Annotated in this window: 11 protein-coding genes; 5 read left to right on the top strand and 6 right to left on the bottom strand. The window is 59.9% G+C overall.

Annotated elements, in window-relative coordinates; all coding sequences use genetic code 11:
- Nucleotides 1–32: 32 nt before the first annotated feature.
- From JMA46_RS11650 to JMA46_RS11635, 4 genes are all read right to left on the bottom strand, one after another.
- On the bottom strand, nt 33–1,262 hold the full coding sequence (locus JMA46_RS11650) for a hypothetical protein (RefSeq protein ID WP_207345506.1): 1,230 nt from the start codon (nt 1,260–1,262) through the stop codon (nt 33–35).
- Nucleotides 1,263–2,092: 830 nt separating this feature from the next.
- Complete coding sequence (locus JMA46_RS11645) at nt 2,093–4,177, bottom strand: hypothetical protein (RefSeq protein ID WP_207345505.1); 2,085 nt, start codon at nt 4,175–4,177, stop codon at nt 2,093–2,095.
- The gene (locus JMA46_RS11640) at nt 4,174–5,712 is read right to left on the bottom strand and encodes a hypothetical protein (RefSeq protein ID WP_207345504.1); all 1,539 of its coding nucleotides are present in this window, start codon (nt 5,710–5,712) and stop codon (nt 4,174–4,176) included. Before JMA46_RS11640 ends, JMA46_RS11645 begins: the two co-directional genes overlap by 4 nt.
- 248 nt (nt 5,713–5,960) lie before the next feature.
- Complete coding sequence (locus JMA46_RS11635; protein ID WP_207345503.1) at nt 5,961–7,466, bottom strand: site-specific integrase; 1,506 nt, start codon at nt 7,464–7,466, stop codon at nt 5,961–5,963.
- A 65-nt stretch (nt 7,467–7,531) separates the two neighbouring features.
- Here JMA46_RS11635 and JMA46_RS11630 point away from each other — a divergent pair, with 65 nt between their 5' ends.
- The 4 genes from JMA46_RS11630 to JMA46_RS11615 all read left to right on the top strand — a co-directional run bounded on the left by JMA46_RS11630 (nt 7,532) and on the right by JMA46_RS11615 (nt 11,399).
- Nucleotides 7,532–8,725, top strand: a complete 1,194-nt coding sequence (locus JMA46_RS11630) for a Y-family DNA polymerase (RefSeq protein ID WP_348770139.1) — start codon at nt 7,532–7,534, stop codon at nt 8,723–8,725.
- Nucleotides 8,726–8,799: 74 nt separating this feature from the next.
- The gene (locus JMA46_RS11625) at nt 8,800–9,216 is read left to right on the top strand and encodes a DUF2809 domain-containing protein (RefSeq protein WP_207345501.1); all 417 of its coding nucleotides are present in this window, start codon (nt 8,800–8,802) and stop codon (nt 9,214–9,216) included.
- Entirely contained in the window at nt 9,197–10,315 is a 1,119-nt protein-coding gene (locus JMA46_RS11620) for an FAD-dependent oxidoreductase (RefSeq protein ID WP_348770138.1), read from the top strand. The genes JMA46_RS11625 and JMA46_RS11620 overlap by 20 nt, the downstream gene beginning before the upstream one ends.
- Before the next feature lie 94 nt (nt 10,316–10,409).
- On the top strand, nt 10,410–11,399 hold the full coding sequence (locus JMA46_RS11615) for an LLM class flavin-dependent oxidoreductase (protein WP_207345499.1): 990 nt from the start codon (nt 10,410–10,412) through the stop codon (nt 11,397–11,399).
- Here JMA46_RS11615 and JMA46_RS11610 read toward each other — a convergent pair whose 3' ends face one another.
- On the bottom strand, nt 11,400–12,836 hold the full coding sequence (locus JMA46_RS11610; protein WP_207345498.1) for an FUSC family protein: 1,437 nt from the start codon (nt 12,834–12,836) through the stop codon (nt 11,400–11,402).
- 73 nt (nt 12,837–12,909) lie between these two features.
- On the opposite strand from JMA46_RS11610, the gene JMA46_RS11605 reads away from it, so the two are divergent.
- Nucleotides 12,910–13,416 (top strand): MarR family transcriptional regulator, encoded by a 507-nt coding sequence (locus JMA46_RS11605; protein WP_207345497.1) that lies wholly within the window; start codon nt 12,910–12,912, stop codon nt 13,414–13,416.
- On the opposite strand, the gene JMA46_RS11600 is transcribed toward JMA46_RS11605, so the two are convergent.
- Nucleotides 13,394–14,341 carry an NAD-dependent epimerase/dehydratase family protein gene (locus JMA46_RS11600; RefSeq protein WP_207345496.1) on the bottom strand — a complete coding sequence of 316 codons (948 nt, stop codon included), beginning with the start codon at nt 14,339–14,341 and terminating at the stop codon, nt 13,394–13,396. The genes JMA46_RS11605 and JMA46_RS11600 overlap by 23 nt on opposite strands.
- Between the last annotated feature and the right edge of the window lie 267 nt (nt 14,342–14,608).

Genomic DNA, 14,608 nt, shown 5'->3' with positions numbered 1-14,608 from the left:
AGAGAACTAGCCAAGCCGCCCGCCTCTGGCCCTTAACCAACGTATGCACTGGAATTCCAAGCCCGTACTCCACTTAGTTGAGTGCAATAGTAGTCTGTCGAACCTGCTACATACCGTCCGGTGACGATTCCAGCAACCTTCACTCCTCCGGCACCGTCGCTGAAGTAACATGGGCCGCCCGAATCGCCCGGTTTCCATCCATTAGAGTCTGAAAACCCCGGCTGTCCGCTACTGGTGTGACCCAACATTGTCAGTGGATAGGTAAGAACCCCATTCCACGAATGGGCTTTGTAGAAATCTGCCACGTAGTATCGGCAGATCTGGCCCGTCGTGGCACCTGACGAGCACATACCGGACCCCAGTGCTTTAACTCCCCATTCAGCCCCAGTGATTGGCAAACTGGCACTGCTGTATACGTCGCCGCTGTAGACGCGAAGCGCGTAGCTTGAGCCCTGCAGCAGTTTCCAGTCTCCAAATATTTTGGCGTTTCCGGGATATGACGTTGTATAAGTGCTGCCCACAACTTGACCGTTGTTCGAGTAAGTACCACTCGTACAATGCCCGGCCGTCAGAAGCCTGCGTACACCACCAATTATGAGGGGTACCCCTGACGAACAATAGCCTCCGGCTGAACCATTGAGTTTCGCGCCCATCCAATGGGGAGCGTAATCGACGTCTCGTGAAGATAGCTCACCTTCGCCCCCTTGTTGAAATTTAAGACTCATGGATGGTTCGACCAAGGGTTCTACAATCGTTTCGATTTTACTTTGATAGACACTCACCTGCGCCCAAAGCTCGGGTTTTATATCTATCAGAAATCCTCCGTTATAAATATCTGGAGCAATGCCCGTTATATTGTCCACTAATTCTTGATTTTGCATCAATTTTATTTGGGTTGCTAACAAATCATTAAGCGAAAAATCAACAGATCTTGTCAAGATTTTCTGGTCTGGAAATTTCTTGGCAATTTCTGCTACTTCCTTGAGAATTCCATCACTCGGCGACTTAACAAATATCGCGGCACCATCGTAATGGGAACATAAAGCGACCCCTGCAATCTGATTTTGATTGTCGTTGGCGACAGAGTCGAGCGCTTCTCCTAGTTGAGTGACGTCTGAACCAGGCGTGTCATACCAGACCTGCTTTCCTGATTTGCCGAGCTCAACGCAGTCGTTGTAGGCAGAAATATCGTCGGTAGTGAGTGTGGTAACTTGATTCGGAACGCTAGCCGCTGCCTGTCCGGCAATAAAAAAGGTTGACACCAGAGCTATGCTCCAGGCCTCCGGACACGGATCTCCGGTCAATGATCGACTTCCTTGAGTTTCAGACGTTTTTGGGCGGTGGTGCTGCCGTGGAGTGACTGGTTTTGCGAGATAATAGATGCAAGGCCCGCTGACTCCCCGATCTACTAAAATCCTCTACATCTCGCGGTTCCTCTGGGCCAGAACTAGCATGATCGTGCAGATTGCTTTAGATCTATTAAATCGCCATATCAGGAGTCCTGATGCTCGCAAAAATTGAACCACCGAGAAAATTTCGACTACCCATTGTAATTCCCCAATCTAGGTACGAATTATTCATGATTGTGACACGCGCCACATGACCTGTCAATAGTCCGAATTTATTGGCTCACACTTTCGACGAGGGATTGATTCACTGGAGCGGGCGGACTTTTCCGTTGCCGGACGAGCGGGCTCTCATCTCTGTGAGTCACCCCTGGGAAGTTTCACTATGTTTGCTTGGACCTCGAGTTGATCTCGAAGTGCTTGATTGTCGATTGTGAGTCGTTGGATATGAGCGACGGCAAGGTCAATCTGATCCCGCAGTGTCGCATTTTCTTTTCGGGGAGCACCGTTGGGATCGCTGGCTCTTGGTGCGTTCGCAGGAGTTGCCTGGGCGGCGCGAGACGTGACTCGATTTTCATCGGCAACTTCTTGAGCGATTTTCGGGAAATGACGCCAGAATGTCGAGTTCGCCAGGCCAAGCTGACGCGCGAGGTCCCTCGCAGTTACCGCTTCATGACCGGGTGCCGCTCGGAGTTTCGCGAGGGCAGAGTGGATCTCAGATTCGCTTGGGAGGAGAACGCGGCGTGTCATTGTGGCTCCTGGTGTCGAGCTATGAATTGGGAAATCTGTTTACGGCGTGCTTCCAGACGATCGATAAGCAGTGGTGGCAGGAGTGGTCTGGAGCCGAGATCTCGATCGATCGCAGCGAGCTCGACCTGCCACGTCTCAAGATTCTCGTCGGTGAGGGCGACATTGTGGCAGGCCAGGGGTTTACAGTTGCCCAGGTCAGGTGTGTCAGCGTCCACACCAGTGCGGGTGCGGCACAGAGCCTTGTCCAGGTTATAGACGCAGGTAACATACCGGCCGGGATAAATGGCGGGAGCGCGGACATCAATCAGACGTAAGAGTCGGCGTCGGTCGGTGGTCGCTGTCCCGGCAAAGGTCGGATCTGCGCCCATGTCCGCGAGACGGCGCTCGGCTTCATCTGCGGCTGGTCCGGTGAGATTGATGTGCTCGTTTCGGTCTATCATCGCGAGAAGGTGTTCTCCTCTAGCCAGTGCCTCTTCCGCCTCGACTTCGGATCGAAATCCGGATGCGCTGGAGCCCGCATATCCCTCGAACATCTGAACGCTGTGATGACGGTAGGCGATTGCGCCAGCGATGGAGCCTCCGGGGCGTCGGGCGATGTACCAAGCGAGAGTACGTCGGAACTGTCTGGTGCTGAGTCGCCAAGGCTTGCCATCGACGTCGGGAATGCCATCGATCCGGCCATGAGCAGCGCAGTAATTCCTAACCCATAAGACGAACCGGTTGATCTGAACATTGGTGCCAGCAAGCGTCATGGCCTTGTTTTCACCCCGTCCTGGGGCACTCGGGCCCGCTTTGATCGCAGCGAACAGCCAATCAGTGCGATTGCGTGCTCTCTCGCGGTGGATGCGTTCGAGCACACTGATGGCCCGCGCTGCGGCCTCGCCAACGACCCACGTCGCGGGTACACCGATACTCGTGCTTTCGCCCTTGAACGCAAGGCTCGACACTTTCCAGCGATAAGCGTTCCCAAGGTTGTCGGCTTCGCTTGCACAACAACCGGTGCGTAAGTGTTTGATTTCGCTATCTCGCATGCCTGAGAGGAACGCGATCACGATATAGCAGGCGGCTTGCAGCATTTGGGTGAGTACGGTGAGGGAGTCGTCGCGAATCGGATCTAGTGAGACACCTTCGATCCAGGGGACGCCATCGATGGAACCGTTCACGGTGATGTTGAGTTCAATGTATTTCGAGACCCCGACCGCGTTGGCAGTAGCTGTGATATTGGCGGTGTGCCTTTGGAAAGCGTTTCGATCGCAGCCGATCGACCGGGCGAGGGCGGCATAGCTGACTACTCCGTTGGTTCCGGGTAGCGGTCGTCCAGAAATGCGAGCGGTATCCAAGTATCGGTCAACTCTGCTCCAGCTTGAGCCGTATGCCGCGGGAATTTTGGGTTGTTTGGTACGGAGGTTTTCCCATCGGCCGGTGGCATTGAGGATGTCGTCGGCGAAGTCGTTTACGAAACGCAATGCCCAGATCAGCACACGACTGTGGACGTCTTCGGGGATGCGCGCCGTGGTGTTTTCGTCGCTAAATCGTGTGGTGCTCTGCGGTTCGTTCCAGCCGGTGACAGTTCGCGGATCCAACGAGAGAGATTCTTCCCCGAGACTTCGCCGATATCGCCAGAAGAAGACAACAGCGGCACGAAGAGCCCGACGGCGCCCTGGCGACCGGTACCGGCCGAGGAGGAATCTCTGAAACTCCAGGAGCATCGCGTCGGAGACCTGCGCGAGGCTGCGGCTGGAGTGATACTCGTCGAGCCAACGTAAGAACACTACGACGTTGTAAAAGATACTGACGACACTACTGATTCCGGGCCGCGGCTCGTCACTCGGAATCTCGTCGGATAAGGACGTGTAGGCGAGCAGTTTCAATGCATGACGGTGTCGAACTGGGATGTCCTCGAATCGAAGCGTTAGGCCGCGTTCTTGTCCTTGAAGAGAGGCCGGTGCTAGCGGCCAGATATCGTCCTTGAACCGGGCCGTTCTGGCCAAGATCGTGGCCGGGCGCAGCTGGCGATTATGAAGAACAAATCTGTCGTCCAGTGGTGTGAAACCAGATGCCAGGTTAGTTTGTCTGCTCATGGCTGCTCCCACCTGGGCTCGACGAGATCTAGGAAACTGTCGTTGGGTTTCGTTTGTGTGGCCCGGTCTACTTCCGCTTCGGTGAATTTGGGCAGCACTTCATAGCGGATTGCCGCCCAACTGGATCCGTACCGCGTCCACCATGCGTCCTCGCTCATCTGCTGACGACGGGTCTCAAGGGCATCGAGAAGACTGAGTAACCTCGGAAGGTGATCGTCAGTGACCACGCAGTTGCCGCAATGGAAACAGTCCAGAAACGATGCTGCGCATCGCCTCCCGGTCAAAGGATGATGTTCATGGTCCGAGCAACTTGTCCACGCCGTATCGACCTCATTCGAAGGAGGTTGCTGATCGCTGTCTTCCGACTTAATCCGAATCTCCAAGTTCATCACACCGTGAGTAGCCAGCGCGCGCCGATGTGCCGACCATGCAGCCTGCTCGACCTCGACCAGAGTTTCGGCCATCAGCTCTCTGGCCCAATCGATCGTACTTTTGTCGCCAGCAAGGTAATTTCTGAACAGCACCCCGGTTGTATTGGTACGCGCGGCTGAGGGTAAGTGGCCGCCCATCTGTCGGGTACGGCGGACATCGATGCTCGTTTTGAGCCGGTTAAAGTCCAGGCGAAGGATGGGTGCCTCAAGGGAGGTGTCGTCCGTCAAGGGGTCTGCCTTGACACCCCGCTCGCGCATCCAATGCTGGTGTCGCAGACTCGCATCGAGGGCCGCTGCGAAGGGGTTTCGGCAGCCATCACCACCACTTCTTTGCCCTTGCCGGTGGTGCCAGAGCGCCCAGAATGTTGACGGATCATCCATCAATTCACGAGCTGGAGCCATCATTCGATGTAGTAGGAGATATAGCCCTCCGGGAGTGGACAGTTCCTTTCCGGGCGGCCCAATCTCCCACGTCGCGGTCTGATGCCAGTGCCCGGGGCCACGTCGTCGCTTAGTTACTTCTACCTCCACGGCAAGGTCTTCGATGATGCGATGCTTTGCTGGGAGGTCTTTGATGACTTCGAGGTTCCAGCCCGTCGTTGCTACTAATAGAGCTAGGAGCGGGGTTAGGTCCCGGCGGGTGACGAAAAGATGTTCCGCTACCCTTCGTTTCACTCCGGCGATTCGTGGCGCAGAGACTCCTCGTAACTGGATGGATCCAGTGGTGCGGGCAACTTCGAGGAGGTGCCGTTCCTCCTCGTCGGAATCGAGTGGAGCAACAAGCAAACGATCCCGTAGGATCGCAACGTCTGCCCGAGCCGCAGTGACAATCCTCGCCAGTTCTCCATCCGAGTATCCCGACTTGGGATTTGGCTGATATCTCAGATGCGGCCGCATCCTGTCGCGAACCTCGGCAGATACCAGTTCAGCCAAAGGTGGTACGTCGAAAATAAGCGCAATCGAGCGCAATTCCAGCTTCGCGTAGCGTTCATTGGTGCTCGATTCCCGAAACCGCCTGTACGCATCAATATGCCTAACTTCAAGATCGCCGGGATGCTGAGGCGGGTGCAAAGTCTGCGCAAGGAATCGGATCAGACGCGTCAACGATCCCCACGCGCTAGTCGCCGATGCGCGCGTTCGGAGTGTTCCCGAAGGTCCGACGCGGGACGCCCAGCTTGTGGCGAGGTCGTCATGCCATCCAGGCAATGGCAGCAGGCTGATGTCGAAACGTCGGGAGCGGCCATCCTCTCCAAAGAAGTCGACTACTGATTCTGCGGATTGTGGTCGCGGCGTATACGTGCCGAGCGGCAGTGGTGTTGGTTTCCCTATCCGGGTGGTTCCTCGGGGGCTCATTATTCGCCCGCTTTGGGCGGGGTTAGATTTGCGATCATCCGCGGATCTCGTGGGTCCTCCCACGGGTCGGAGGTTAGTGCCATCCGTGTCTCCATCTCCAACTCCTCCAGCGCGTGCAGGTAGATCTGAGTTGTCGTCACACTTTTATGCTCGAGCCGGCGCCGTACCCAGTCCAACGGATCACCGAACACCCGCGTGTACTGTCCGCGCTGTGCTGGGGTGAGCTGGGCGAGCGAGGCGATGTGACCCCGCTGCAATTGCTCAAGCGTGATGACAGCAAAGGTGTGCCGCAGCATGTGCGCGTGGGCGCGGAGATCGACCGCATGCTTCGCGCATCGCTCGTTGGCCTGCCGGAATAGGTCCTTCCAAGTCGAAACAGACATCGGCAACCCGTCCTCGGACAACCACAATGCCGCTGGCTCTAGGCCATTCGGGCCAGCAACCAACAATCGTCGGCGCTCCTTTGGCGTCAGCTGCGATACGTTGACATTCCCTGCCGTTGGGACTGAGGGCGTCACGCCGCGGTCATCGAGGACCAAATAGTCCTCGCCGGCACGTTTGTACCGGCCCTGAGCCTGCGCGTGGGAAATGACAGCGCGGCGGTCGACATCAATATAGGTGTGTAGCTCATGGAGTATGGCCGACGGAACATAAACCCATCTGGCTGAGCCGGACTTCGCCACGGCACCAGGCAACCAGAATCGGTGATACCCGCGCTGCTCACGAATCGTGGGAATCTCAAACACGCTCAGCGAAGCCTGCTCCGAAAGTCTCATCCCGGTTCGCACCATCAGATCGGCGAACACAGCATTCCGGTCCGCCCACCGACCGCGGAAAAGCGGGTCAGTCAACCCGTCCGGGCCATATCCTCGCAGACCGACATCACGCCACTGACGATAAGAACGGGCTGGAAGCCACTGAATCCGTTCTCTACGCGCGCCATGGGAGTAGGACGCCGCCGTTTCCCCAGGTTGCCCCTGTGGTCTGAACCCAGGGGCAGAACGGCGCATTCGTTGTGGGATCGGGCTAACAAGCACATGTCCACGAGCCACCTGCCAGCGATAGAAGCGGTTGACTGCCGCGACTTCACGGTCCCACGTCGACGCACTAATACGTGGTCCGACCGGATCCTCACGGCGCCAAATCAGGTAAGCCCGGTGGTCCTCCTCCATCGCGTCGCGCCACGTCCTACCGTCACGGCCAAAATAGAGGAAGTTGAGGAATCCCTTCAGATCACGTGCATAACCGACCCGTGTCGTCAATCGGGCACCGAGCATGTCCACCGAGTAAAAGAATGCGTTGAGTTGCACGTCGTATTCACAAGTTGGTGCAATTAGGTACGGCGTGCCAACCGGAATCCCTTGGCCTGTGCGCCACTGCGCCCAGTCACTTGTCAGGTCTGCGTCAACGACACCTGGCAGAGAGGCGTGAGGGAGGACAGTACGGACCTGATAAAGCCTCCATACATGCTTCGTTGCGAGTGGTTCTGCAGCATCCTCATCCACTTCTACAGGGTAAGCACAAGTCCGCGGCGATAGACACTGGACACGCTAAAAACCCCGTCCACAACGTGCTTTCCAACAACGACGGCTGTGTGGTGGCGCGCTCGCAGGAGGCAAAGGACTTGGGCATTGCCACGGGGGCGCCCTGGTTCCAGCTTCAAGCCCAAGCCAAGGCTTGGGGCCTGGTGGCGCGCTCGAGCAACTACGAATTGTACGGGGACTTGAGTGCCCGGGTCATGGAGGTTGTGGGCCGTTTTGGAACGTGGCAGGAGGTGTACTCCATTGATGAGTCATTCGTGGGGCTGCTGGGGACTGAGGAACAGGTGGAGGCCATGGGGCGCAGCATCCGGGCGGCTGTGATGCGGCACGTGGGCGTGCCTGTGTGCGTGGGTGTGGCCGGGACCAAGACGTTGGCGAAGTTCGCCAACCGGATTGCCAAGCAAAACCCGTCACTCGGAGGGGTGTGTACCCTTGACGCCATGCCGGACGGGCAGGTCGAGTACATCCAGGCGCGGGTGCCTGCTTCGGGGCTGTGGGGTGTGGGAGGCAAAACGGCCGCGCGGCTGAAACTAATGGGCATCGAGAACATCGCGGACCTCAAAGCTGCCGACCCGGCCCTCATTCGGAAGAAATTCTCCGTGGTGCTGCAGCGCACCGTTCTTGAACTCAACGGAACCGAGTGCATTCCGCACAGCGAGGAACGCGCGGATAAACAGCAGATCATGTTCTCACGCAGCTTTTCCGAACCTGTTACCACAGTGGCCGGAATGGAGGAGGTCATGGCCGTGTATGCCCAGCGCGGCGCCTCCCGGCTCCAAGACGCCGGGCTGTGTGCGTCGTCCATGACGGTGACGGCTGGGACCAGCCGCTTCGCAGCCGGGGAAGGCAGTTTTCCGGCCGCCACGATCCGCTTCACCACACCCACGCGCGACCCGATCGTGCTGATGCGTGCAGCTGTTGCCGCCATGGCACAAGGCGCTGTCGAGGGGGCGCCCTATCTCCGGGCCGGGGTCATGTTCCACGGCTTGGAGCCTGCAGCCGGACCGCAAATGTTTGATGTGTTTGCCCAGGACGGCAGCCAGCAAGGCAGCCAAGCCGATGTGGGTGGCGTGCTCGGGGAAGTGCGCAGCCGCTTTGGGGCGCAGGCCATCGGCATCGGGGTGGGTGGACTGGCCGTGCCACCGGCCTGGTCCATGAAACGCGAGCACAGCTCGCCGCGGTACACCACTGAATGGGACGAACTGCCTACCGTGCGCGCTTGAAGCCCGCACTTGAAGGCCGCACCGGAGTCCAGAGGCGTGCCGACGCCGGTGCCCGCCTCGCTAGACTCGGGCCCATGGCATTTCCCCGAACCCCCAATTCCCGGCGCCTTGCGCTGCTCTTTGCTGGAACCGATGTTGCTGTACTGGGGCTCGTGCTCCACTTCTTCGTCCCGGGAGACGTTTCAAGCCTGATCGCCGACGCCTTGTTCACGGTGCTGCTCTATCTGTTGTTCGCGCTCGTGCTCCCTGCCGCCGGCAGGATCTGGGTGGCGCTCGCCGCCTTTGGTGTCAGCGCGTTCATCGAAATTGCCCAGCTAACAGGCGTCCCGGCAGCGCTGGCGGAGAGCTTCCCGGCAGCACGCTTGGTCTTTGGAACCGATTTTTCGGCACTTGATCTGGTGGCCTACGCGGTGGGTGCAGCCGTGGCGTGTGCTGCGGACACGGCGCTGTCGCAGCGCGCGCTCCAGTGGCGTGCAACACAAACGGAATAGCCCCCCGGCCCGGCCGGTTCAACCACTCAAGGAGGCAAAGATGCTCGATGTGGTGGTTGTTGGGGCAGGACAGGCCGGATTGTCGGCCGCATACTACTTGGCCAGGCAGGGGCTGTGGCCGGAAACGGATTTCGTGGTGCTGGACGCTAATCCGGCACCGGGAGGTGCGTGGCTGCACCGCTGGGACTCTCTCACTCTCGGCACCGCGCACGCCGTCCACAGCCTTCCGGGCATGAAAATTCCCGCATCCGACCCCACCAACCCGGCCTCCGCAGTCGTGTCCGGCTACTACGGCAGCTACGAAAAGGAATTCTCGCTGCCGGTGCACAGGCCCGTAAAGGTCCGGGCTGTGCGCCCTGCACCCACGCACGACGCCGGGCTGCTGGTGGAGGCGGACAACGGCACCTTCGCCACGCGCCTTGTCGTCAACGCCACCGGAACCTGGGACAAACCGTACTGGCCGCATTACCCGGGAGTGGAATCCTTTGTCGGCAGGCAGTTGCACACCCATGACTTCCACTCCGTGGCAGAGTTCGCTGACCAGCGTGTCCTGGTGGTGGGCGGCGGCACCTCGGCTGTACAATTCCTGCTGCGGTTGGCCGAAGCAGGTGTGGACACGGCTTGGTCCACCCGGCGCCCTCCGGAATTCAAAACCGGCGAGTTCAACCAGGACTGGGGGCGCGACATTGAACGCCGCGTCAACGAACGCACCACTGCCGGCTTGCCGCCGCTGAGCGTGGTGGGGGTTACGGGCATTTTTTTGACACACCAGTATCAAAACGGCATTGCCGCCGGAACATTGCTTTCCCGAGGGCCCCTGCAACGACTCACCACTGATGGGGCGGTGTTCAAGGACGGCACCACCTTCATAGCCGACGCCGTCCTCTGGGCCACGGGATTCCGTGCCGCCCTTGACCATCTGACCCCGCTGAAAATACGCGAACCGGGCGGTGGAATCGTCATGGACGGGGTCAAGGTGGCCCGGGAACCGCGGCTGATCATGGTGGGCTATGGCGCCTCGGCGTCCACTCTGGGCGCGAACCGGGCAGGCCGGGCGGCAGCACTGACCGCCCTCGACCGGCTCAGTGTCTGTGCCTGAGCGTGTCCAATCGTGACGTGGTGCATCCCATTGATGGAAATATCCGCAGGCCTCCGGAGGTTGGCGCCAATGACTACTTTGAAAGGCAGCACCCATGAAGCTCCCCATCTCCATCCTTGACCTCGCCCACATTGGCGACGACGGAATTGCCGCCAGCTTCCGCGCATCGGTGGAATTGGCGCAACAGGCCGAAGGGTGGGGATACACGCGCATTTGGTACGCCGAGCACCACAACATGCCCTCCATCGCCTCCTCAGCCACGAGCGTGCTGATTGCCCACGTGGCAGCCCACACCAACACGATCCGCTTGGGATCCGGCGGGATCATGCTGCCCAACCACTCCCCGCTTCAAATTGCCGAACAGTTTGGCACGCTGGAGACGCTGCACCCCGGGCGCATCGACCTGGGCCTGGGCCGGGCACCAGGAAGCGACCAAAACACCATGCGCGCCCTGCGCCGGGACCCGTCCGCTGCGGACACCTTCCCCTCCGACGTGCAGGAACTGCAGGCCTACTTTGCCGGCCAAACACGGATATCAGGAGTGAACGCCTATCCGGGCAAGGACACGAACGTGCCCGTGTACATTTTGGGCTCCTCGCTGTTTGGGGCGCGGTTGGCCGCGGCATTGGGGCTGCCGTACTCCTTTGCCTCGCACTTTGCCCCGACGGCGTTGGAAGACGCCGTGCGCATCTACCGCCGCGAGTTCAAGCCCTCAGCTGCCCTGGCTGAGCCGTACGTGATTGCCGGCGTCAACGCCATTGTGGCCGACTCCCAGGAGGAAGCCAATGCCCTTTCCCTGACCGCCAACCGCCGCATGGCCGGTGCGCTCGTGGCACCGGGGCGCACCTTCACCGATGCCGAGTACGATCTGCTGCTGGAATCCCCGGCAGGCCAGCAGGTGATGAACATGCGTCGCTACTCGGCCGTGGGGACGAAGCCCGCAGTGCGCGCCTACCTTGACGAGTTTGCCGCCAAGGCCGACGCCGACGAGCTGATCGTGGCCTCGCAGATCACCGACCGGACAGCCTGGATCCGCAGCTTTGAGCTGCTCGGGCAGGCCATGGAACTCTCCTTGGCCGTGTAGTCAGCGCCGGGCCACAAGGTGGTGGCGGTCTGAGACGGAGATGCTCAGTGCCGCCACCAGAACGCCGATGACAACGCCCACCAGGGTGTCGCCCACGCGGGCGAATGCCGCGGCAGGCGCCAACTGGGCACCGAGCCCGGTCATGATCAACGCCATGGGCGTCACCACGATGGTGGTCAGTGTGTAGTTCGTCATGACCAGCAATTCAGCGAGCACGACAAAAATGATGACTATGACCACGGCAGGCCAGAACCCCAGCGGCATGGACAGCAGGACCAAGGCCAGCACTGCGCCGAGCACATTGCCCACCATGCGTTGGATGGAGCGTTGGACGGTGATGCTGTAATTGAGTCCCTGTAATGCAGCAACGGCACCCATCGACGCCCACAGCGGATGCTCAAGTCCAAGTAAAACGGCGGCCCAACCGGCCAGCGCAGAGGCAGCGGCCATGCGCAGTGCCTGACTGAAGGAATCTCCTGACAACAGCGCAATGTGGGCTGTAGGAAACAAGCGGGGCCTGGCCGGTGCCGTGGGTGCTTCAGGCAGGGAAGTGGCAGTTAGACGGCCGCGCACCTTGCGCAAGGCTGCTTCGTGACGGGCCAGACCGTCCAGGCGCGCCGCCGTCGGAGGTTCGTTGTTGAGCACGATGGATGCTTCTGCCAGCAACGACTCCAGTGCGTGGGCCCGATGGGCCAATGCGGTGGCGCGCTTTTTTCCGGGAACTGAACTTGAGGCACTGATGGCCACCGAATCATGCGCCGTACCCACGGCCAGCAGTGCCGCTTGGCGCAGTTCCGTTTCCTGTGTGGTTGAGTGGCCAATTTCTCCCCACCGGAGCACGGCGCCAATGGCGCGTGCCGTGGCCAGCCGGGCAGGTCCCATCGGGAAGAATATTACCGGTGCCAAGGCGATGAGCCAACCCACTGCCGCACCGATGAAAACTGCTAGCAAAACCGGACCAATGTCAGTGAATGAGTGGGCAGTGCCAGCGCCGGCTGAAGCTGCAAACACCAGGATAACGGCTCCGGGTCCGGTGATCTTGAAGGCGTTGAAGGTGTGGGATGCCAGTCCGGCTATCAACGAAAGCAGTGCAATCTGCATCCACAGCTCAACCCCTGCCGACCCCATCAGGGCACCAGCACCCGTGGCGATTAGCAAGCTTGCGGCCACCACAGCCAACTGCCGGGCCAATCGTCCGTAAGGTTGGTAGCGGCCAAAAGCGGAGACCAGCGCACCGAGAGTTGCCAGCCCCACAAGGTGCTGCTGACCTGTCAATCCGCCCGCCACCAGCACCACGGAAGCAGCGATTCCCACCTTCATGGCCGGGACGAAGACTGCGTCGGCAGGGCGCGGACTCAAGGATTTCCTCCACGTTGTGGCTGAGGCGGCATGGGCGAGTGCGGTGCCGGAATGGCGTATACGGGTGGTTGTGGTCATTCATTAATTTTACTATGTATTTTACTAGTAAAATAGATGTGAAACGTGTGAGAGTCCTCTCTAGACTGGGTTCATGGGCACAAGGAATGAAATGGGCGACTTTGTCGACAAGGCGCGGCAAGGATGGGAGCAAGCCCGTCCAGAGCTGGAGGTCTCCAGCATCGAGATCATGGGCAGGATCGGACGGATCGGGGCCCTCACCTCGCACCGGGCCGGCAGGGAGCTGGCGCCGGCAGGTGTGACGCGGGCTGAATTTGATGTCCTGTGCACACTTGCCCGTGCCGGCGGTCCCATTCGGGCCAGCGAAGTCACGGCGGCAACAATGCTCAGCGGAGCCTCCACCACCAAAAATGCCGACCGGCTGCTCAAGCGCGGGCTCATAGAGCGGCTGAATTGGGAGCGCGACGGCCGGGTGGTGCTGATGAAACTGACTCCGCTGGGCCAGCAGCTTGTGGACCGTGAATTCCCGAAGTTCCTTGCCCGGGACCGTGACATGCTGGCAGGCCTCAGCGCCAGAGAAGAAGCCCAATTGGCGGCACTTTTGCGCAAAGTTGCCCTCAATGTGGAAGCAGCACACTAGCTGGGCTGCGCCACCAGGCGACCGTTTCTGCTGCCGCGCGGACCAACGGCGTGGGTTCCAAGCCCAGCAGTGCTGAACTGGCTGTGGATTCCATGATGAACGGTTCGCGAAATTGATACATGGTCTCGACCAACTCGCGCATTTTCCCGGAAACAAGGCCAGCAGCCCTGACAACCCATCCGGGCATGGTGCTGATCCACGGAGGCCTGACTCCTGCCGACGTTGCGAAGGCTTGCGCCAGTTCCCGCTGGGACGGAGCTGGCAGACTGAGAGCGTGCACCACCTGGTTCCAAGCGGCAGGGGTCTCCGCAGCCCGAATCATGGCTGCGGCAAAATCCGGGACGTAGCTGAATGTGTGGGGTACATCGGCACTTCCGGGGAACTGCAGGCTCCGGCCCGCCAAAATTCTCGCCACCATGCGTTCGCCGGCATGGGCCTTCCGAACCCGGGGTCCAAAGAAGCCCGAGGCCACCACGCTCACGGTGCGTGTCGCTGATTCTGCCCGAGCCTGCAGTAACATGGTGCGGACACCCCGCGTGCCGCCAGTTGCTTTGCGAGGGCTCCTCTCGGTCATGATCTGCGAGGGGGAGCTGTAGGAGTACAGGCTCTCCGGGAAGACCACCACGGCCCCTGCCTGGCCTGCCGCGTGCAGCACATTCTTCTCGGTGCCGGGCAATTCCCACCGCCAGGCCTCCGCAGTGTACGTTGAGGCGTGAATGCAATGAAACACCGCATCTGTGCCCATCATGGCATTTCGGAATAGAGTAGGCTCCCCAACGTCAACACCCCACCTTTCCACCAGTGGGTGCTCCGGTCCCGAGCCAGTCCTGGTGAGGATGCGCGCCCGGTGCCCTGCAGCAGCCAGTTGTGCTGCAACAGTCCAGCCGACAGGGCCTGCACCCGTAACCACTTTTAAAGCTTCCATGACGCACTCAATCTCCCAAGGTTCCAATAAAGCGAGAGCGCCGCTCTCGTGTTAGCCATCCAGCGCCGCTGGCGCGCCGTTACGGGGGAAAGTTGGGGGCAGGTTTCCCTTCGCGATGGCAGGGGTTTGGGGTGATGATAGTGGCGTCTGTTGTGGTTGATGTCGAAACCAACTTGGTGCCTTGTGCCCGAGTGTTAGCCTGACACGGAGGGTGTGCGGGGACCGTTTATTGTTGCCATGGAGCACGAGTGTCAGATTCCTGATTTT

Source organism: Arthrobacter sp. E3, from assembly GCF_017353415.1.
Classification (GTDB): domain Bacteria; phylum Actinomycetota; class Actinomycetes; order Actinomycetales; family Micrococcaceae; genus Specibacter.
The sequence above is the reverse complement of the archived record's forward strand: the minus strand, read 5'-3'. Positions and strand labels throughout refer to the sequence as shown.